Source organism: Leptodesmis sp., assembly GCF_052746595.1.
Genome location: NZ_JBRAGO010000008.1, coordinates 1 through 19,162, shown reverse-complemented (window position 1 = coordinate 19,162; position 19,162 = coordinate 1). Strand labels below are relative to the sequence as shown.

18 protein-coding genes, 1 tRNA gene and 1 pseudogene are annotated in these 19,162 nt (G+C 48.4%); 15 read left to right on the top strand and 5 right to left on the bottom strand.

Annotated features, from left to right (window positions below):
* Positions 1-11 precede the first annotated feature (11 nt).
* A complete protein-coding gene (locus ACUVQO_RS03050; RefSeq protein WP_445924422.1) occupies positions 12-1,406 on the top strand; it encodes a CCA tRNA nucleotidyltransferase in 1,395 nt (464 codons plus the stop codon).
* A 103-nt stretch (positions 1,407-1,509) separates the two neighbouring features.
* Positions 1,510-1,695: a hypothetical protein gene (locus tag ACUVQO_RS03045; protein ID WP_445924421.1), complete on the top strand. Its 186-nt coding sequence runs from the start codon at positions 1,510-1,512 to the stop codon at positions 1,693-1,695.
* A 106-nt stretch (positions 1,696-1,801) separates the two neighbouring features.
* Here the strand turns inward: ACUVQO_RS03045 and ACUVQO_RS03040 are convergent, their stop codons facing one another.
* Positions 1,802-2,878, bottom strand: coding sequence for an NAD(P)/FAD-dependent oxidoreductase (locus tag ACUVQO_RS03040; RefSeq protein WP_445924420.1), 1,077 nt, complete (start codon positions 2,876-2,878; stop codon positions 1,802-1,804).
* 966 nt (positions 2,879-3,844) lie between these two features.
* Between ACUVQO_RS03040 and ACUVQO_RS03035 the strand changes: the two genes are divergently transcribed.
* Positions 3,845-4,126, top strand: coding sequence for an Npun_R1517 family heterocyst differentiation transcriptional regulator (locus tag ACUVQO_RS03035; protein ID WP_445924419.1), 282 nt, complete (start codon positions 3,845-3,847; stop codon positions 4,124-4,126).
* Positions 4,127-4,276: 150 nt separating this feature from the next.
* A tRNA-Glu gene (locus ACUVQO_RS03030) sits at positions 4,277-4,349 on the top strand.
* Between the two features lie 97 nt (positions 4,350-4,446).
* Here ACUVQO_RS03030 and ACUVQO_RS03025 read toward each other — a convergent pair.
* Both ACUVQO_RS03025 and ACUVQO_RS03020 read right to left on the bottom strand, forming a co-directional pair.
* Positions 4,447-6,126 (bottom strand): ABC1 kinase family protein, encoded by a 1,680-nt coding sequence (locus tag ACUVQO_RS03025; protein WP_445924418.1) that lies wholly within the window; start codon positions 6,124-6,126, stop codon positions 4,447-4,449.
* 36 nt (positions 6,127-6,162) lie between these two features.
* The gene (locus tag ACUVQO_RS03020) at positions 6,163-8,292 is read right to left on the bottom strand and encodes a GAF domain-containing sensor histidine kinase (RefSeq protein ID WP_445924417.1); all 2,130 of its coding nucleotides are present in this window, start codon (positions 8,290-8,292) and stop codon (positions 6,163-6,165) included.
* Between the two features lie 455 nt (positions 8,293-8,747).
* Between ACUVQO_RS03020 and ACUVQO_RS03015 the strand changes: the two genes are divergently transcribed.
* From ACUVQO_RS03015 to ACUVQO_RS03005, 3 genes are all read left to right on the top strand, one after another.
* Positions 8,748-8,945: an NblA/ycf18 family protein gene (locus ACUVQO_RS03015; protein ID WP_233744536.1), complete on the top strand. Its 198-nt coding sequence runs from the start codon at positions 8,748-8,750 to the stop codon at positions 8,943-8,945.
* A 292-nt stretch (positions 8,946-9,237) separates the two neighbouring features.
* A complete protein-coding gene (locus ACUVQO_RS03010; protein ID WP_445924416.1) occupies positions 9,238-9,900 on the top strand; it encodes a L,D-transpeptidase in 663 nt (220 codons plus the stop codon).
* Positions 9,901-10,272: 372 nt separating this feature from the next.
* A complete protein-coding gene (locus ACUVQO_RS03005) occupies positions 10,273-11,664 on the top strand; it encodes a UDP-N-acetylmuramoyl-tripeptide--D-alanyl-D-alanine ligase (RefSeq protein ID WP_445924415.1) in 1,392 nt (463 codons plus the stop codon).
* A 3-nt stretch (positions 11,665-11,667) separates the two neighbouring features.
* Here ACUVQO_RS03005 and galE read toward each other — a convergent pair whose 3' ends face one another.
* Complete coding sequence (galE, locus tag ACUVQO_RS03000; RefSeq protein WP_445924414.1) at positions 11,668-12,672, bottom strand: UDP-glucose 4-epimerase GalE; 1,005 nt, start codon at positions 12,670-12,672, stop codon at positions 11,668-11,670.
* A 798-nt stretch (positions 12,673-13,470) separates the two neighbouring features.
* Here galE and ACUVQO_RS02995 point away from each other — a divergent pair.
* The 8 genes from ACUVQO_RS02995 (at position 13,471) to ACUVQO_RS02960 (ending at position 17,862) form a co-directional block, all read left to right on the top strand.
* Positions 13,471-13,680: a hypothetical protein gene (locus ACUVQO_RS02995; protein WP_445924413.1), complete on the top strand. Its 210-nt coding sequence runs from the start codon at positions 13,471-13,473 to the stop codon at positions 13,678-13,680.
* Positions 13,681-13,709: 29 nt separating this feature from the next.
* Positions 13,710-14,276 carry a WecB/TagA/CpsF family glycosyltransferase gene (locus ACUVQO_RS02990; RefSeq protein WP_445924412.1) on the top strand — a complete coding sequence of 189 codons (567 nt, stop codon included), beginning with the start codon at positions 13,710-13,712 and terminating at the stop codon, positions 14,274-14,276.
* 91 nt (positions 14,277-14,367) lie between these two features.
* Positions 14,368-15,447: a GDP-mannose 4,6-dehydratase gene (gene gmd / locus ACUVQO_RS02985; RefSeq protein ID WP_445924411.1), complete on the top strand. Its 1,080-nt coding sequence runs from the start codon at positions 14,368-14,370 to the stop codon at positions 15,445-15,447.
* 54 nt (positions 15,448-15,501) lie between these two features.
* Positions 15,502-16,452, top strand: a complete 951-nt coding sequence (locus ACUVQO_RS02980) for a GDP-L-fucose synthase family protein (protein WP_445924410.1) — start codon at positions 15,502-15,504, stop codon at positions 16,450-16,452.
* Between the two features lie 293 nt (positions 16,453-16,745).
* A complete protein-coding gene (locus ACUVQO_RS02975; protein ID WP_445924409.1) occupies positions 16,746-17,093 on the top strand; it encodes a nucleotidyltransferase family protein in 348 nt (115 codons plus the stop codon).
* A 1-nt stretch (position 17,094) separates the two neighbouring features.
* Positions 17,095-17,220 carry a hypothetical protein gene (locus ACUVQO_RS02970; protein ID WP_445924408.1) on the top strand — a complete coding sequence of 42 codons (126 nt, stop codon included), beginning with the start codon at positions 17,095-17,097 and terminating at the stop codon, positions 17,218-17,220.
* Positions 17,213-17,431 (top strand): hypothetical protein, encoded by a 219-nt coding sequence (locus tag ACUVQO_RS02965; protein WP_445924407.1) that lies wholly within the window; start codon positions 17,213-17,215, stop codon positions 17,429-17,431. The genes ACUVQO_RS02970 and ACUVQO_RS02965 overlap by 8 nt, the downstream gene beginning before the upstream one ends.
* Before the next feature lie 131 nt (positions 17,432-17,562).
* Positions 17,563-17,862, top strand: a complete 300-nt coding sequence (locus tag ACUVQO_RS02960; RefSeq protein ID WP_445924406.1) for a Uma2 family endonuclease — start codon at positions 17,563-17,565, stop codon at positions 17,860-17,862.
* A gap of 46 nt (positions 17,863-17,908) precedes the next feature.
* Here the strand turns inward: ACUVQO_RS02960 and ACUVQO_RS02955 are convergent.
* Positions 17,909-18,373, bottom strand: a pseudogene (locus tag ACUVQO_RS02955) (DUF29 domain-containing protein).
* Positions 18,374-19,162: the final 789 nt, after the last annotated feature.

Here is a 19,162-nt window from a genome sequence, read left to right as displayed (position 1 = left end):
GGATCGGATCATTGCTGGATTTGACACATTTAGATCAAGGGTTGGACATTCAAACCATTACTTGCACTCGACTTTCGGCACTATCTCCCCAAACCTGGCCCTTCTCCGTGGAATGGCTACCTCAGTCTGCGTATCTGGTGGGGGGCAGTGTACGGGATGCTTTGTTGGGGCGGCACAGTGAGTATTTAGATCTGGATTTTGTATTGCCTGAGAAGGTGGTGGAAACGGCACGGACGATCGCCCGCCACTACAAAGCCGGATTTGTTCTGCTGGATGAAGAACGGCAGATTGCGCGAGTGGTGTTTCCCCAAGGTACGGTGGATTTTGCCCAGCAGGTCGGGCCAACCCTGGAAGCTGATTTATTGCGACGGGATTTTACCGTGAATGCGATCGCCTACAATCCTCAGAACGATCGCCTGTTTGATCCGCTACAGGGTCGGCTGGACTTGCAGCAGCAGCAGTTGCGAATGGTGTCGATCGAGAACCTGGAAGAAGACCCCCTGCGATTGCTCAGAGCCTATCGACAGGCCGCCCAACTGGGATTCTCCCTGGAAGCTGAAACTCAGGCCGCGATTCGTCAGTTGGCCCCGCTCCTGTGCCGGATTGCTGCCGAACGGGTTCAGTCAGAACTGAATTACCTACTCAGTACCGAGGCTGGTACTCCCTGGCTGACTCAGGCATGGCAGGATGGTCTACTGCAAAGCTGGCTCCCCGATGCGACAGCACGCAGTTTGGAATTAGTCGAAAAGGTAGATTGGGCGGCACTGCTGTTGAATGAAACGTCTCCGACCTTTGCCCAGGGGTTATTCCAGCACCTGCGTCCCAGCTTTGGCACTATGCTCCCAGCCGCTGCCGAACAAAAAGCATCTGGCTCGGCTCGCAACTGGTTAATGACCGCAAAGCTGGCTTGTTTACAAGCAGCGGATCCCGATGTCGCCGAGATGCGTTTGAGAAAACTCAAATATAGTCGAGTAGAGATTCAGGCTGTTTGTACGGTGTTGAAGTTTTTGCCAGTCCTGGAAACGGCGGCAGGTCTATCTGGCGAACATCCCCCCTTGCTACAGCCTGTTCACCCTCAACTGGCGCTGTCTCTCCGAGAACAGTATTTCTTGTTCCAGGGCGTTGGTGCCGTTTTTCCAGCGGTTGCCGTCGTGGCGATCGCTCACGGAGTCCCCCTGGACGCGATCACGCCTCTAATCGAGCGATTCCTCGCTCCAGAAGATCCAGTCGCTCACCCCATCCCCCTGCTGACGGGTCAGGATTTGATGAAAAATCTGCACCTTCCAGCAGGGCCAGTGATTGGCAAACTTTTGGCCGCCATTCAATTGGCTAGGGCAGAAGGCAAAATAACGACAATCGAGGAGGCGTTGCAACTTGCTAAGGAGATAATCAGCGGGATGTGCTAAAGTAATCTTCTGACTATTTGACGATAGCTAGCGATCTGTCCAATGATGAATGCTTGGATACTCGCTTTGGCTCGTCGTATTTGCCGTTTCATAAGGGGTAATCATGGCTAAACGCCGCAACCAAAAGAAAGAAAAAGCGCTGCGTAATCAGGCTTATGCTCGTAAATTCCGGAAACGGACAAATGCAGGCCGCATGGGCAGAAGACGCGCCTTTGGCGGCAATCGGGCAGAGGATGATCAAGAGCAAGAAAGTATGGATCAAACTGAGGCAGGAGCCGTTGATCTCTAAGCTAAGGCTGCAGTATCAACCAGGCTAGACCAATCCATAAGATGCTTTATAACTTCATAAAATGCTTCAACTCTCTGCGCTGCTATAGTCTGGAGAGTTTTTTAGCTCATATTTCATAATTTTGCAACTGGCTGTTGAGATAGTAGGCCGTTTCCCAACCTGCTAGAAACGCATTTTCCACTCGCCTGCCGCTGCACCAATCCCCACTACAGGCCAGAGGTGCAGGAGTGCCAGCCACCCAGTAGGGCTGTTGCAGGGGCTGATTGGCAAACGCATAGCGCCAGCGATGTACTTGCAACCAGTCTGGGGAGGGAATCCAGGGGGCCAATGAGGCTGCCTGCTGCAGTAGGCTGTGGCCGATCGGCATTAAATCTGTTTCTTCCAGAACCTGTCTGGCAAAGGCGGCGGTACTTTGAATGACCAGCAGGAGATGGGAAGCAGAGGGACGCTTGCTGCTGTCTAAACCAATCCAGGCCAGGTCAGGATGCTGGGAGGAAGCGATCGCTTTCACATCAGCATACTGGTTCAGCCAATCAGCTTGCCGCTCTGCCGGATACCCGGCCATCACACTAATACAGGGGGAAAATTCCACAGCTTTTAAGGCGTTGAGTGATGCCTCTGAAATTTCTTGGTTCACTAATGGTTGCAGGAGCAAAACTGCCTGGGGAGCCGGAGCGGTCACAATCACGGCTTGAGCCTCCAGAATCGATTCAGCGGTGGCTTCAGATAAGGTATTTTCCAGGATCAGTTGCCAGTGCTGATTCGACTTGAGTGACAAATGAATCACTCGCTGGTTAAAGCGAATCTCTAATCCAGCGGCCAGGAACTTTGCGATCGCAGTCATTCCCGCCGGAGCCACATATCGGGGAGCACGATCGCTCGCTGCGGGAGGATGCAATTGCCCATTGGCATCCAGGGTGTAAATCGCATCTGTCCAGATCTCTACAATGCCTGCTGTTATTAAATCCTGGATAAAGTGGCGAAACGACTCTCCTTCAGGCGACAAATAGCAGGTTCCGTGATCGGCGATCGTGCCCTGTAGTCGTCGGGTGGCCATCCGTCCTCCCACTCCCCGCGACTTTTCCAAAACCACGACTTGATAGCCTGCCTGCTGCAATATTCGGGCACAGGTCAACCCAGTAATTCCCGCGCCAATAATGGCGATCTCTACTTGCTGGGACACTTTGCAGATGCCTGTTCTGGTTCAATGAGGCTGCGATCGCACTCATCTAACGGCCAAGTTCTCATGCCAGAAATTCCTCTATGTAAATAGCGTAAATGCTGAATATGGATTTGATTATAAACCTTGTCCAAGGCCAGAACCGTAGTTTCTCTGATAGAAAAATGACCGTTCCCTAGCTTGCCTGGTTTAGCAAAGGCTGTACGGCTAAGAGGATATTTTAAAGGCCTGTCTCTTTCTCGCCCTGGCGACTGAAGGCGCGGCTATAGGGAGCAAAGCTGCCGACTCAGGTTGCTGAAAATCTGGATTTTATTGAGTCTGCGTCGGCAGACTTGGTACGTGTAGTCGCGGTTTTAACCGCCGGATACTTAGCTTTAGCTTTATTCTTTATTCTTGTATTATCTCTGCTTTAAATAGATATTCTATTCCTCATAAAAGCTTTACAGAAAATTAGTTGTTTGCACAGATAATAGCTATTAGGAATTGAATAATGCTATGTCATTTAGATAATTTGTCATCAATAATCTGCAGCCAAATCCTCTAACTCTAAGAATCACTTGTTGTTGAGTACGTTGCGGTTCCAACTTCGGCAATTTAGCGGATTATAAGTGTAGGTTTGGAAATGTTAGTTTGAAAAGAGATGCAGGTTTCTGAAGAGGCGTTTTAGTGAGGTGGACATAAGATGCCTGACTGCATTTAGATAACCTTAGTCATTTGATTTGTAAATAAATTAAATCTTGTCCAAGTCCAGAACCATAGTTTCTCTGATCGAAAAACGACTGTTCTCTCGCTGGACTGGGTTTAAGTCCAGTCAGAATTACAAGCTTTTCTGAAAAAACTTATAACTCTGATTTTGGACAAGATTACATGCCACCTAATGAGTCAAATGATTCGGTGAGAAAGCTAGCGCAGACTCAACTTTCACTCTAATTTCACTCTAATTTTGCTGAATAAGGACTGTAGTAACGAATGCAGCACGATTCATTAAATATCAAGAAAACTTCAACTCCTGAGGTAGGAGTATACGAATGTGAAATTCACCTCAAGTTTAGGTTGATTGAGGAAAAAGGCGCACTCGATCAGCAAAGCCATCTTCTAGAAACCCTGATTGATGCGTTTGCTTATGGATCCGACGACTATATGGAACCAATCCAGGTTGAGGTGACTGCTGAGGAGATCTGCGAGTTAGCCGCTTCCCCCCAAATGCGCCGCCAATTAATCCGCTTGAGAAACTCTAGTGAATTGGCGTAACTTCCTGGCCTTCAGCGCTCAATTTGAGCATACCTGCGCTAGGATGAGTAGAAACCGCGCAAGCACATCTTCGATCCATCCAGATTCAACCTAAAAAGATGTTGACAGATGTAGCGAGATTCGATAGCCTAATAAAAGTCTGAACAACAAGCCCCCATCGTCTAGAGGCCTAGGACACCTCCCTTTCACGGAGGCGACGGGGATTCGAATTCCCCTGGGGGTATTGCAGAAGCTCTTACAGTTAAACTTGTGAGAGCTTTTTGTTTGATGGTATGGGCAATCTCTATTAACTCGAACTTGTAATTCGAACTTGAGCTACCTTATCTGGCAGTGAGGCGGGTAATCTTCTCATGCAGAGCAAGTTGATATAGAGTTTTGAGTAGTACGATCGCCCCAATCCCTGAGATCAGAAATGCCCCGATTGCCCAATATGTGTAGGTTCCTGCCAGCAAAAGGATCCCGGTTAGCAGGGAAAATCCTGCGAGGCAGGTGTACAGGAGGCTACGGTTAGCCAGGGTCAATTTCTTCAAGGCGCGCTCCTGATCAAAATAGCGGGCACGCAGTTCCTGTTCCTGTTGCTCGAAGCGTTCTTCCAGTTGCTGCAGCAAGAAACTGGATGGGTTGGGTTGCCGGATTCTATAAATTAAATAATCCTTCGCTTGTCGTACCAATTCTCCCACAGTCGATCCTGGTCCTGTAGCGGTCGTTAGACTGGCAACAAACGGCTTGGCAGAGGCCAGCAGGTTATATTGGGGGTCTAGCGCACGGGCCACACCGTCAAGCGTGGTGAGTGCTTTCAGAATAAAGGTCATTTTGGCAGGCAAGCGAAAAGGTTGCTGCTCAAACAGCGCATACAACTCACTCCGCATCTCTGTGAAGGCTTGCATCTCGATCGGCTTTTCGGTAAATTTCTCCAGGAGAAAGCGAGTAACACGCTGAATCGGGGCCATATCGGACATGGGTTCAATTAAACCCAGATCCATGAGAGTTTCAATCACCTGATCCGTGTCCTTCTTGAGTACCGCAAAGAACGTTTTCACCATTTGTTCTTTGTTAATCGGTTGCACTTCTGCCATCATGCCGAAGTCATAAAAAATCAGGCAACCATCTTGACTGACGGCCATATTACCGGGGTGGGGATCGGCCTGAAAAAAGCCATCCTGCAGTAACTGCTTCAGATAGCAGCAAATTCCTAACTGATTGACCTCTTTAACATTAATGCCGCAAGCTTCCAAACTTTGGCGATCGTTGATCTTGATCCCCGGCACATAATCCATCGTCAGTACCCGTTTCGTCGTGTGTTTGGGATAAACTCTGGGAACGATGATGCGATCGTGATCCCTAAAGTTGAACCGGAAGCGATCGGCGTTAAGGGCCTCCTGAATGTAGTCAATTTCCTGATACAGAATCTCGGTAAATTCGTGATAAATCGCTTCCAGGTCGTACCGTCGCGTCCAGGGAAGAAATCGCTGGCAGAAGCGAACTAATTGGTGGAGAACTTTGAAGTCCAGATCGAACAGCTTTTCCAATCCTGGCCGCTGAACTTTGACCACAACCTCTTCCCCTGTATGCAGGCGGGCCTTATGAACTTGTCCCAGACTGGCTGCCGCAATTGGAACAAAGTCAAATTCTCGATACAGGTGGTAGATCGGTGCTCCTAGCTCGGTTTCAACAATTGCGATCGCCTCCTCCGGACTAAACCCCGGTACTTTATCCTGCAATCGGCTCAATGCCTGCACATATTCCAGTGGCAACAGATCAGCCCGAGTTGACAATGCCTGCCCTAACTTAATGAACGTTGGCCCCAGATCTAAGAGTGTCCCCACCAGCCATTGGGCACGGCGATTTCGATAGCGGGTTGAACGGCCTGGAATTCTACTGTCCCACCAGAGATAAAACATCAACTGGGCAGAGGAACTGAACACATCCATCTGCCGCACCAGGGGAGAATATCGGGTGCGCTGCCAGCGTAAACGTTTTGGAGCAGTAGGCTTCAGCATTTCAGCATCATAAATGATTCAGCAGCCCTTGATGCATTAGATGGAACTGCCGACAGCCTGAGGCAGGACGAGAGTAAAGCAAGTGATCCAGGCTGAGGACTGTTCTGTAGGAACGCTAGAGGCTGAAATGGTGCCATTCAGATGTTGAGTTAAGCTCTTGACTAGAGCCAACCCCAACCCTGTTCCTGGCACGGCATTTTGCACAGCACTGTGGCAACGCCTGAAGCGATCAAAGATATAGGGAAGTTCTTCGGGGGGAATCGCCGCTCCCTGATTTGTAAGAGTGAGAACAATCTGATTGCCAGCATCTTCCCAGAGCGTAGAGATGGCTAAACGGATACAAGTTTGAGGTTCAGAGTAGCGAGTCGCATTGGTGAGCAACTCCACGAGGATACGGGTGAGGCTTTCACGATCGCTCCAGAGGCTCAATGGATAATGAGGAATTTCTAATTCAAGTGTTAAACCTTTTCCGGCCCAACTTGATTCAAAGGAAGCTGTCACTTCTGTAACCAGATCGACTAAGTTTAGTTCTTCAAGTTGCAACGTTGTTTGTTTAGACCCCAGTTCCCGCAAAGCCAGCAGATCATTAATTAAATTGGTTTCTTGGGCACATTGCTGTTCCAAAATGTCGAGGTAGCGTGCCCCACGATCGCCCTTAGTGCCAGTTTGACGGAGCATCCGGATAGCCAGGGCCATACTGGTTAATGGAGTTCTGAGCTCATGGCTGACCGTATCTAGAAATTCATCCTTCAACTGGTTCAACTGCCTCAGTTGCTCAAGCTGATTCCGAGTCCGCTCATAAAGCTTGGCTTGCACGGCGAGGCTTTGCTTCAGCTCAGTCGTCCGCTTCTCGACCAGAGATTGCACTTGCCGCAGGGTTTCTGTTTGGATGATGGCAGTACTGACCTGAGCACTCATCAACTCAACCAGTTCAATTTCCTCAGGTTGCCAGGAACGGGGATGATCGTCTCGAAGCACTAGAAATCCCAGGACAGTACCCTGGCTTTCCAGGGGGGCTACCAGAAGTGTATCCCTCTCACCAACTTGAAAGACAGTTCTAGCAGGAGGATCGGCATGGCCCAGAATCTGTTGGGCATTATTGATTACCGTTGATTTTGGAGAATGAAGGAAAGCGTACTGACAAAGAGTACATTCTGACAGCCAGAAGACTTGGTCCGATGTCTCCGCCATTGAACCAGGGAAAGAAGATGAGGGGTATGAATCCCCCTCTTTGAACCACTCGCACGTTACCGTCACTTGAGCTTTGGGGATTTGCTCATCTGCTTTACTCCGGAATAAGGGATCCCAATACTTTAATCGCAGAAGGAGGCCGTGGCTCACTCCCAGGGCTGTAGCCACACCATTAACCGCTAATTGAAGCACGTCACTTAAATTCGACGAGTTTCGGATAGCAATCGCTAGTTGTTTGATCACTCCCTGATACGCTGCTTGTTGCTTCAGTTTCTGTTGCAAATTTAGATGGGAGAGTAGAGTCAAAACCTGCTGAGCGACGGCCTCTAATTGTTCAATCTGACAGGCTGGCCAGGAGTAAGGCCGCGATCGCAGCAGGCTAATTCTGCCCAAGGGCATTCCTGGCAACTGAACTTGCACTTCTAATACAGAGCGATAAGGAAAACTATGGGTTGAAGTGGCATCAGAGGGCCATAGCTCAGCAAGTTCTTGCACACAACACCTGGCTGCCGAATTGCTGGACAGAGCTTGTACATCTGGAATAACGGTAGGAGTTCCGTCATTTAATCGAGCCGTGTTCACCCAATTTGTTTGGGTAAATGCAGGGATAAAAGGAGATGAAAGGATTGATCGCCCCGTTTCAGCTATCCACCATGCTGTTCGCACTCCTACCTGTGTAGGGGTAGAGAAGACCACCAGACAACCATCTACCTGGAACGCTTCCCCCAATAATGCGGCTACTCTGGGTATTGCTAAATCTGGCTCAGGGATGGCTACAGTAACCTGATTAAGTTGCTTCACGAGGCCAGTCAGGTCTACCTGAGATTGTATAGAAAGGGTAGGAGTTTCTCGCACTGACATCGCTCCTGTAGTGTGGGGCACCGGGTATAAAAAAGTTGCTTCCGTCGTGGGAGGCGTTTGGCTGTAGATAAGGTCAGAACTGAGAGTAGAAGGTGCTTTTTGAGTCTTTTGCATAATTTTGATGGTCGAGATCCCCAGCCGTTTGAGAGTGCCCCTGGATCCATTAGAATTCCCTGGGTTGCAGGGTATCTAGCAAACAACCTGGGAGATTCGAGAAAATTGTCCTCTACTTAACACAATCTGCGTCTCACGTCATAGACTTATGAAAATTCTGAAAATGACAACGTCAGTATATTGGCTCACCAAAGTAGCTGAAAAGTGCGAATTTACGGAGAAGTAGCCCACCCTGAAGCTTAATTTGCTTTTGCAAGTACGGTTATCTCTAAAGAATTGCTCCATGGGGGGTATGCACTTTTTGTCAAATACTTGTTATCTTCTGTAATACTAGGGTGATAACAGAAGTTCTTTCGGGAATCCTGAAAAACATCTAGTTGTTATCTGAGCCAGTGCTATCTCTCAAAACTTTGAGTTAGCTCTGATTGCGTACTCTCTCATATCTGGAGTCAACTATGAACCAACCTGTAGAACTGTCCCTGGAACAGCAATTTAGTATCCGTTCCTTTGAAACCCAGGTACAACAAATGAGCCGTGAGCAAGCTCAAGACTTCCTGGTGAAGCTGTATGAGCAAATGATTGTCCGTGAAAATATGTATAAGCAGTTTCTGAAGCACCAATGGGGCCTGGAGCCTGGTCCTCAGATTCAGTAGCCCTCTTTGCGAGTGGGCGACCTCGGTCTCTAGCTTTGTTCTTAAGTGGGAAAGAAGCTGGGGTGTGGGGCCGTCAATCGCACCGATTTTGACCTGCTAAACCTGATGTTATTTAGATTGCTCATCATAATTTATAAATTTTCTGTTCGATTGGTTCAGCGATCGCCCTATCAACCGCCGCTCAACGCCTTAATGGCCAACTGAACCAGTTTCCGCGGTTTATCCTAATATTGGGTAGGAACAAAAGCTTTTATTTAGTGACTTTTCTCACTGGCTCAATATGATAAGACCGTTGGTAAGGTGGACAAGCTTTTTAGTCGCCGTTGGATTATTGATGCCTGTCCGGCCCAGCCAGGCAATCACTCCCCCTCCCCAGGCTAATGTTGTGCTCCCCGCGTTACCAGCCCGTGAGCCTGATCCCAATTCTCAGTTACAAAACTCTTTTAATCTAGAAAATAATCCCTCTTATTCGCGGCTTGAACCCGATGTAGAGTTACCAGCTTCAGAAGATTCTCAAATCAAGCCACTTTATCAAATCGACCCTTTGCCTGTTGAAGAGCAACCTCTGCGTCTGGAAATCAGTTTGAGTCGGCGACGGGTAGGGGTTTTCAAAGGGAAAAGTTTAATCAAGTCGTACCCGATCGCTGTTGGTCGTCCGGGATGGGAAACCCCCTTAGGAACTTACCAAGTTCGGCAAATGCTGAGGAATCCCACCTGGATCCATCCGTTGAAAAAAGGTATTTCGATTCCGGGTGGGGATCCAGAAAACCCTCTAGGCCGATTTTGGATTGGCTTTTGGACAGATGGGAAAAACTGGATTGGCTTTCATGGCACCCCTAATCCCAAGTCAGTTGGTACAGCAGCTTCTCATGGTTGTATTCGGATGTACAACAAAGATGTTGAAGAACTATTCCAGAAGGTAAGCCTGGGGACAGAAGTTAAGGTGGTCAAATAGCTCACAGAATTTACAGAGAATTCACTTATGGCTTTTTATCTTTATAGAAGCTTTAAAGAGGATCTCCGCGGTAATCCCCATATTTGGAATAATCCTCTTTTGATGTAATTCCAATACTTAGAGCTTCAGTAAATCTACTTAGGGCGGTTCTCTTGTTGCTCCTGGTTGTGCCCGCTTGGATTGGTTTTCAGTGTTTGCCCTGGCAGGACGATGAAGAGTTCAATTGCAATCTTTCCTAGCTTTGCTAGGACTGGGCACTGGATGGGAGCGTTTCTATGTGCACTCAGCTCAGCTATAAGTTAGTCAGAAAGACTTGCCAAGGGGAAGGCATAGGCGTTTAATGACAGCTAGACCTGCGAATAAAACACATTCATGTCCTGTCAAGCAACACTAGCCCAGCTTGTTCAGATTCTGGGTGCAACACCATTAAATTTGTCAGATGCGGCCTTAGAAAATTGGGCGGTGGCGATTACGACCGATACTCGCACTCTGCAGCCCGGTGAAGTCTTTCTGGCCCTGCGAGGTGAAATCTTTGATGGTCATGACTTTGTAGCTGATGCGATCGCCCAGGGAGCAATCGCGGTGGTTGTTGATGCTGAATTTTCCCATATCCAAGATTCAACATTTCCCCTACTAAAAGTCCCAAATACTCTATCAGCCTACCAGGCGATCGCTCACTGGTGGCGCAATCAGTTCTCCATTCCTGTGATTGCTGTTACAGGTTCCGTTGGCAAAACCACCACCAAAGAACTCATCGCCGCCGTCCTCTCTACCCTCCCCACACCCCACACCCCACACCCCATACCCCGTACCCTCAAAAGCCAAGCCAACTACAACAACGAAATTGGCGTTCCCAAAACTCTACTGGAGCTGAGTGCTGATCATGATTACGCGATCGTTGAAATGGGCATGCGGGGGCCAGGAGAGATTGCCCTCCTCAGCCAGATTGCTCGTCCCGACATTGCGGTGATTACCAATGTAGGAACCGCGCATATTGGACGATTGGGATCAGAAGCCGCGATCGCTCAAGCCAAATGCGAGTTATTAGCTGAAATGCCAGCCAGCAGTATCGCCATTCTGAACTACGACACTCCCTTACTGATGCAAACCGCTCAAACGGTCTGGTATGGTAAAACGCTCACCTTTGGGCTGGGGGGGGGAGACATCCAGGGGCAACTCATCGACTCAGATACCTTGCTTCTGGATGGGCGGCAATTTCCCCTTCCCTTACCCGGTCGCCACAATGCATTGAATTACCTGGCTGCTCTGGCAGTTGCCAAAGTGCTGGGTTTGGATGTGGCTCCTTTAACTCAGGGATTAACGGTTGAACTTCCCGGCGGACGGGCAAAGCGGTATGAGTTGCCCAATGACGTGGTGATTTTGGATGAAACTTACAATGCAGGTTTAGAATCTATGCTGGCATCCTTGCAGTTGTTGGCTCAAATGTCAGGTCGTCGGCGCATTGCGGTTTTAGGCACCATGAAAGAGTTGGGAGCACGATCGCCTGAATTTCACCATCAGGTAGGTTTAGCGGCTCAGGCATTAAACCTCGATCGCCTGGTGATCCTGGCCGATGATCCCGAAGCCAGTGCGATGGCAGCAGGAGCCAGAAATTTGCCCACCGATCGCTTTACCCAGCAGGCTCAAGTAGTGACGTGCTTAAAAGATCTGGTGCAACCGGGCGATCGCTTGCTCTTCAAAGCCTCCCGTGCTGTTGGGTTGGATCAGGTCGTGAGTCAGTTTTGCCGGGAATACGGGCAATAGAGGCTATTTTGCTGGGTGTCGCTTTTGGTGCCACTGCCATGCGTGGGAAAGAATATCCTGCAAATTGGCATATTGGGGATTCCAACCCAGGATTTGGCAGGCGCGATCGCTGCTTCCTACTAAAGCTGGGGGATCCCCAGGACGACGAGCACATTCCACAGTTTTAATCTCCCGTCCCGTGACCTGACGAGCTGTTTCAATCACTTCTCTCACCGAAAACCCATTGCCATTTCCCAAATTGAAAATATTGGTATCACCGCCTTTCAGCAGGTATTCCAATCCTAAAACATGAGCCTGAGCCAGATCCGTGACATGGATGTAGTCACGAATGCAGGTGCCATCAGGAGTGGGATAATCTGTTCCAAAAATAGAGACAGACTCTCGTTGACCAAGCGCCGTCAGCAATACGAGGGGAATGATATGAGTTTCAGGATGGTGGTCTTCACCTAAACGACCTTGGGGATCTGCCCCTGCTGCATTGAAGTAACGGAAGCAGACAGACTTAAAGCCATACGCCTTGTCAAAATCTTTCAATACCTGTTCCACCATCAGCTTGCTACGGCCATAGGGATTGATGGGATCTTGAGGATGAGTTTCGGGGATCGGAACTGTAGTCGGAATCCCGTAGGTGGCGCAGGTTGAGGAGAAGACGAATTGATGGATGGAAGCGGCCAGCATCGCTTCTAGGAGCGTCAACGTGCCAACGAAATTGTTGTGGTAGTACTTAGCGGGATCGGTAACAGACTCACCAACGTAGGCATAAGCCGCAAAGTGTATGACGGCAGCAATCTGATGAGAGGCAAACAGGCGATCCAGCAGAGCGCGATCGCTCGTATCTCCGACTACCAACTCCACATGCAAAATCTTTTCGACAAGATCCCGATGTCCATACACAAGGTTATCCAAAACCACAACCTCATAACCTGCTTGTTGCAGAGCAAGTACCGCATGAGAACCGATATAACCTGCTCCCCCCGTTACCAAAATGGTTGGCTGACTTAACGACACAACATCTTCCTCTTCTAAACACTTCAGTTATCTGTTTTGAACAACCCGATCGGGATGATAAAAAGACTCTACCAAACTTGTCATGATGCAGGTTAAAAATTAGAGCTACGGTCAAAATAACTTCAAAAATATAATATTCTGCGGAAATCCTGTCCTTTGTCTATTGTTAGGTACTTATGCGGCAAAAGCAAAGTAGTAGATCTAGCCCCAGTTCCTGACTACGCAGACGGATTAAAAATTTGTTAACCTTGATGACATTTTTCTGGATTTGCCGGATAGCTGGAAGCTTGTGAAGTTAATGTAAATCAAAAAACTTTTTTACGTAAATACTCCGGAATCCGTATATCCTATGGGAGAAGATTGAAGTAGGCAGCGTACTGTCTCAGTGGACTATAGAACTTATTTGTATTTGATGTGTAAAAGTTATCAATTTGGGTGTTCTGTCTGGTGTATATCCTATATCGATACTTGGTGTATTTCTATGTTTTTACCGAGGATCAATCTGTTTCACCAGGAACTTTCATAAAGCGATGGAGTCTAATACCATAGGGCTTGATAAATCATTTTTAGATGATAACGCAATGTGAGCTGTGTCTGCCATATTGAACATCACTGGTTTTTCAAAAAGTTGACTATTGTTTGAATCGCTTTAAATTAGATTGAGGCTGTGCATTGGTTAATCAAAAGCAATCTCAGTTTCTGGCTTGTAAAAGAGATGAAGCTCAAAGCGCTAGCGGATAGTTATTCAACTCTTGAGGTACTGGATTGCAGAACTATTACGGCATTAGGACACAAGTTATGAGCACAAATGTTCTTGAAGATGAGACTCCCTGCTATAGCGTAATTGGTTTTCCTGTTCATGCTTTAAAGTTTGAAGCTCAAGTTGCTTTAATGTTGCAGTGGGCCAAGGAGCGCCTAAGTAAGGTAGTGTGTATCGCAAATGTGCATATGCTGGTGGAAGCCCACAAAAACCCAGCTTTTGCCTCTGTGTTAAGAGAGGCGGACTAGTTACGCCTGATGGCATGCCATTGGTCTGGATGTTAAGGCGCTTGGGTGTTCCTGACCAGGATCGGGTGGCTGGATTGGATGTTCTGCTCGCTTTGTGCAAACTTGCCCCCCAGCAAAATACGAGTATTTTTTTCCTGGGATCTGAAAAGTCTGTTCTGGAGCATATTCGCTCAAAGTTAAAGCATGAACTTCCCATGCTGCAAATTGCGGGGATGGAGCCGTTACCTTTCCGGCCTCTCACTGAGCAAGAGGATGAACAAATCATTAATCAGGTCAATGAGAGCGGTGCAGGGCTGGTTCTTGTTTGTTTGGGGTGCCCTAAGCAGGAATTTTGGATGTCTAAACATAAATACCGCATTCATGCAGTGATGGTGGGTCTGGGTGGGGCTTTTCCAGTCTACGCTGGCATTCAGAAGCGAGCGCCCAGTTTAATCCGGTCTATCGGCTTTGAATGGCTTTACCGCCTGGTTCAAGAGCCGCATAGGTTATGGGGACGCTACAGCACAACTATTCCACCTTTCATCTGGTTATCCTTGAAGCAATTACTTTTGCGTAAAAATCCTAGTTCTCAAGGGATATCAGAGAATGCTGGCTAAACAGCTTATAGTTTTATCGTAAGCAGCAAGATCTAACCTTGGTTCTCTTTGCTGGCTCTAACCTAATAGTACTTTAACTCAGGCATCCAACATGACTTCACTGAAACGTGCTTTGATTACCGGTATTACAGGCCAGGATGGCTCCTACTTAAGCGAGTTTTTGCTGGAGCAGGGCTATGAAGTCCACGGTATTATCCGCCGGACTTCTACGTTCAATACCGATCGCATCGACCATATTTATGAAGATCCGCATAGCCAGCACGCCCGGTTGTTTCTTCATTATGGCGATCTAACGGATGGTACAACGCTGCGTAGAATTCTGGAAGCGGTGGAACCTTCTGAGATTTACAACTTGGGATCCCAGTCCCACGTTCGAGTCAGTTTTGATGCTCCAGAATACACAGTTGATTCTGTCGGCATGGGAACTCTGCGCTTGTTGGAAGCTTTACGTGACTATCAACAACGAACTGGCAATCAAGTGCGGTTCTATCAGGCAGGATCATCCGAAATGTTTGGGTTAGTGCAGGAGATCCCCCAGAAGGAAACTACTCCCTTTTATCCCCGCAGTCCCTATGCCTGTGCCAAGGTCTACGCCCATTGGCAGACGGTGAACTACCGTGAATCCTATGGTCTGTTCGCCTGCAACGGCATCCTGTTCAACCATGAATCACCCCGGCGAGGCGAAACCTTTGTCACCCGTAAAATTACCCGCGCCCTAGCCCGTATTGTAGCTGGACAGCAGAAAAAGTTGTTTATGGGCAACCTGGATGCCAAGCGTGATTGGGGATATGCCAAGGATTATGTCAGGGCCATGTGGCTAATGCTGCAACAGGAACAACCCGATGATTATGTGGTGGCGACCGGGGAAACTCATTCTGTGCGAGAGTTTCTGGAGATTGCTTTTGGTCATGTGAACCTTAACTGGCAGGATTATGTGGAATTTGATGAACGCTATTTGCGACCTGCGGAAGTGGAATTGCTCATTGGGGATCCAGCGAAGGCAAAAGCGAAGCTAGGATGGGAGCCTTCTGTCACCTTTGAAGAATTGGTGCATCTGATGGTTGAAGCCGATCTCAAGGCTCTTGGTTTAGTGCCCTTAAACGGTCATGCGATACAAACGATCCAAGATGTGGCCACTGTTCGTCAGGTTGCTGGAACCTCTCTATTCTGAACTGGCTATTAATGTTAATGTTTCCACGCACGATGCAGTTGAGGTGTTTTTTCCATGACCACAGCCGAATTTAATCTCGTAGGTAAACGGATTTTGGTGACTGGAGGGGCCGGTTTTTTAGGTCAGCAAGTCATTCAGCAGTTATGTGCTGCAGGCGCAGATTCCAACAAAATTACGGTGCCGCGATCGCGTGACTGTGACCTGCGAGTGATGGATAACTGCCAGCGAGCTGTTGATCAGCAGGATGTAATTATTCACCTGGCGGCTCATGTGGGAGGCATTGGCCTGAACCGGGAGAAGCCTGCTGAGTTATTCTACGACAACTTGATGATGGGGGCACAGCTAATTCATGCCGCGTATCAGGCCGGAGTCCAAAAATTTGTCTGTGTCGGTACCATCTGCGCCTATCCCAAGTTTACTCCAGTCCCTTTTAAGGAAGATGACCTGTGGAACGGCTATCCCGAGGAGACAAATGCCCCTTACGGAGTCGCTAAAAAAGCGCTACTGGTACAGCTTCAGTCCTATCGTCAACAGTATGGGTTCGATGGGATTTACCTGCTGCCAGTAAACCTGTACGGCCCGGGCGATAACTTTGACCCGCGCAGTTCTCATGTGATTCCAGCCTTAATTCGCAAGGTGCATGAAGCCCAGCAACGGGGGGACAAACAAATTCCGGTGTGGGGGGATGGTAGCCCAACCCGTGAGTTTTTGTATTCCGAGGATGCAGCACGGGGAATCGTGATGGCAACTCGCTTCTACAATGACTCGGAGCCGGTCAATTTGGGGACAGGGTATGAAATTTCCATCAAAGACTTGATTACCCTGATCTGCGACTTAATGGACTATGACGGTGAGATTATTTGGGAAACCGATAAGCCCAACGGTCAGCCCCGTCGTTGTTTAGACATCCAACGAGCCAAAGCCGCGTTTGGGTTTATGGCTCAGGTTGGGTTCGAGGAAGGGCTAAGAAAGACGATCGAGTGGTATCGCCACCATGGTTCTTGATCGGATGGCGTCCGATCAGCATATCTGAGCCAGAGCTACAATATCTATTTTGGGCAAGGTTGGATCGATCCTCAAAAATGGGCTAGGTCAACATTTCAGCTGATCAATCGACTTCAAGTGCACTGCTTGAACAGAGACGCCAGGAGGCGATCGTAACGGCTCAACCTGAGTGGTGCAGAAAACTTTTTTGAGTCTCATGATGGATAACCTGAACGACCAAAACAGCGCCTGAAACCCCTTGCCCTCGTTCGTTCGCCCGATAAAACTCAAGATCGCTGTCTCGGTGAGAATCCTTGATTTATAGGGGTTTCAGGAGTTTTCTGAACCACCAAGCGGCTCAACAGTGCATCAATATCCTGAAACAGGATTTTGGTGCTAGCAAGGTGGTTCTGTTTGGTTCGCCGAGAGGGGATTCTCCCTGGCATTGGGAATCCGATCTGGATCTGGCAGTACAGGGCCTCTCGGAGGAGGCTTTCTGGAATGCCTATGCAGCCCTAGGGCAGATTATTCCCAATTGGCTCAAAATTGATCTGGTTCCCCTGGAGCGAGTTCCGGCTCAAGTTGCCGCGCGGATTTTGGAAACCCAGTCTATGTCCACCAAAACGGGAAGTGATCCGCGATCGCAGCAGGTGGTTAAATGAAATGAAGGTCGAAGATAAATACCTGAAATATTGGCGCGATCGCTGGCAGCAAATCCAGAACCAACAGTTGGCGCGGCAGGCCAGGGAGTTAACGAGTTGCGATGAGAGAGGGGGAGACGATGGTTGATACCTTACCGGCACTGCAAAACCTGGTGACAGACACCTGGGTAAAAGCCGGTTGGGAAGAGTTTTTGGCGCTAGCTGACCAGCCAGAGTTGGAGCAAGCCCGGTTTTACTTCGACAAAGGCTACATGAGGATTGAGACGATGCCAATTGGTTCCGGGCATAGCAGGACAATACCCTCCCTTCCCAGACTGTCAGTCTTTACGGCACGGTGAAAAATATCCGGATTAAAGGATTCACAAATGGCAGTTTTCGTAAACCGGGTGTTCGTGAATGCCAGCCGGATATGGCGTTCTAGATTGGGGCTGATTTTCAGATTCCACCCAAAACATCTCAGCCTGTTGATGTGAATGAGTTTGGTGCGCCTCACCTGGTGATTGAAATTGCATCCACTATGCTCAATGATGATATTGGACGTAAGCGTCTCCTGTATGAGCGGTTGGGAGTCCAGGAATATTGGGTGGTAGATGTCAATGCGGCAGAAGTGTTGGCCTTTGAAGTCGGGGATGGAGGTAGCCGGCAAATTCGGGAGTCGAAGGTTTTGCCAGGGTTGGAAATGGTTTTGATTGAAGAGGCTCTTCAACGCAGCCAGACTCAGGATGATGGAGAAATCAGTCGCTGGTTATGGCAAGTATTTAATGGATAAAAGTAGAACCCGGCGTTGGAGCCTTCAGATGGAGTCGCCGCTCCACTCACCCAGGTAGAAACTCGTCATCGAGCAGGTCGATTAATTGGTAGGGACACTCCTCGGGAAAAACTGTTAACGGCAGGCCGGTTTCAGCCCTAGCCTGTTTCACAGCTTCTGTGTAGGCCTCGGTAGCGATATTGTCCAGGTAGGGCTTGAGGCTAGGAGATTCCTGAACGGCTTTCCGGATCCGGCGGCGATGCTCGATTAGGCTGGCTTCCCAACTGCCACTTCTCTGCTCCGGTTGATACTACCATTTCAGCAGATGCAGCAAAATCACGATCAAATTACTCTCTAACCATCTCCGTTCACTCCGCCCCATGTCCTCAATTTACTCAACCAGATGGGGCCAGTCCACCGAGGCGAAGTCTTGACGGCGGAGTTTTTCCACGGTGGTTTCTAGCCATTGCAGATAGTCGGTGTCATACAGCGTGGGATCTTGTAAGTTGACGGCAGGTCTGACGCTCTCCATGGGGAAGTCCTCGAATCCATCGATGGGGTTGAAATCGAAATCGGGTACTGGCTTTTAGCCTGACTTTGAAGCCACTTGAGTCATTCTATTTGGTTCCCTAGCACGGGGACACTTTGCGGTGGATTCTGACCAGGATTTATCTGCCGTGAATTATCCAGGCTAGGGCTAGGGTTGATGTGAAGCACTCATGAAATCTAGTCAACTGAATAGTATGCACTTTAATACTAGAGTAACATTTTACTTGGATTTGCTTATTCAAAGGGTGTTATGGAATAAAGGGTGTTACGGAATAAGGAGAGAAGCGAACCAGAATGCCTGAAGTTCCCCTTTTTAAGGGGGATTTAGGGGGATCAAAACATTGGTTTACAAACAGCCTCTTAGAGTCAATTTCTTCACAAACTCATCAAAACTGGGAAGTCATCGTTGTAAAAAATGCATAGCTACGTCAAACCTTAAGCTTCAATTGTGTGAAGAGAATGGTAAAGATTCTTATGGCGGGTTGCGATTTCCAGGTTGGTTCGCGATATGGGCAAATTCAATAGAAGAGAAAGGAATGCCATTTTTTAGATTACTTGATGTTGCTCAACTTAGAGGCTAGACCAAGTAATCAGTACCCATGATTAAGTGTAAGGGTAAATTTTAGATATGAACTATGAACTTGCTGGCGATCTAATTTCTCTCAGTCCTATCAGAGATATTGACTTACCCCCTGAGGTAGTTCGAAGGATTCTCTATAAGGGTGCGTGTCACCTTCTAGAGAGAAGATTCATAACTGATTATTGAGATAAG

Excerpts from the sequence above, each read along its gene's own strand:
- ACUVQO_RS03045 (WP_445924421.1), top strand. The coding sequence starts at position 1,510 with ATGGCTAAACGCCGCAACCAAAAGAAAGAAAAAGCGCTGCGTAATCAG.
- ACUVQO_RS03035 (WP_445924419.1), top strand. The coding sequence starts at position 3,845 with ATGCAGCACGATTCATTAAATATCAAGAAAACTTCAACTCCTGAGGTA.
- ACUVQO_RS03025 (WP_445924418.1), bottom strand. The coding sequence starts at position 6,126 with ATGCTGAAGCCTACTGCTCCAAAACGTTTACGCTGGCAGCGCACCCGA.
- ACUVQO_RS03020 (WP_445924417.1), bottom strand. The coding sequence starts at position 8,292 with ATGCAAAAGACTCAAAAAGCACCTTCTACTCTCAGTTCTGACCTTATC.
- ACUVQO_RS03015 (WP_233744536.1), top strand. The coding sequence starts at position 8,748 with ATGAACCAACCTGTAGAACTGTCCCTGGAACAGCAATTTAGTATCCGT.
- ACUVQO_RS03005 (WP_445924415.1), top strand. The coding sequence starts at position 10,273 with ATGTCCTGTCAAGCAACACTAGCCCAGCTTGTTCAGATTCTGGGTGCA.
- ACUVQO_RS02995 (WP_445924413.1), top strand. The coding sequence starts at position 13,471 with ATGAGCACAAATGTTCTTGAAGATGAGACTCCCTGCTATAGCGTAATT.
- ACUVQO_RS02990 (WP_445924412.1), top strand. The coding sequence starts at position 13,710 with ATGTTAAGGCGCTTGGGTGTTCCTGACCAGGATCGGGTGGCTGGATTG.
- gmd (WP_445924411.1), top strand. The coding sequence starts at position 14,368 with ATGACTTCACTGAAACGTGCTTTGATTACCGGTATTACAGGCCAGGAT.
- ACUVQO_RS02980 (WP_445924410.1), top strand. The coding sequence starts at position 15,502 with ATGACCACAGCCGAATTTAATCTCGTAGGTAAACGGATTTTGGTGACT.
- ACUVQO_RS02970 (WP_445924408.1), top strand. The coding sequence starts at position 17,095 with ATGAAGGTCGAAGATAAATACCTGAAATATTGGCGCGATCGCTGGCAG.
- ACUVQO_RS02965 (WP_445924407.1), top strand. The coding sequence starts at position 17,213 with ATGGTTGATACCTTACCGGCACTGCAAAACCTGGTGACAGACACCTGG.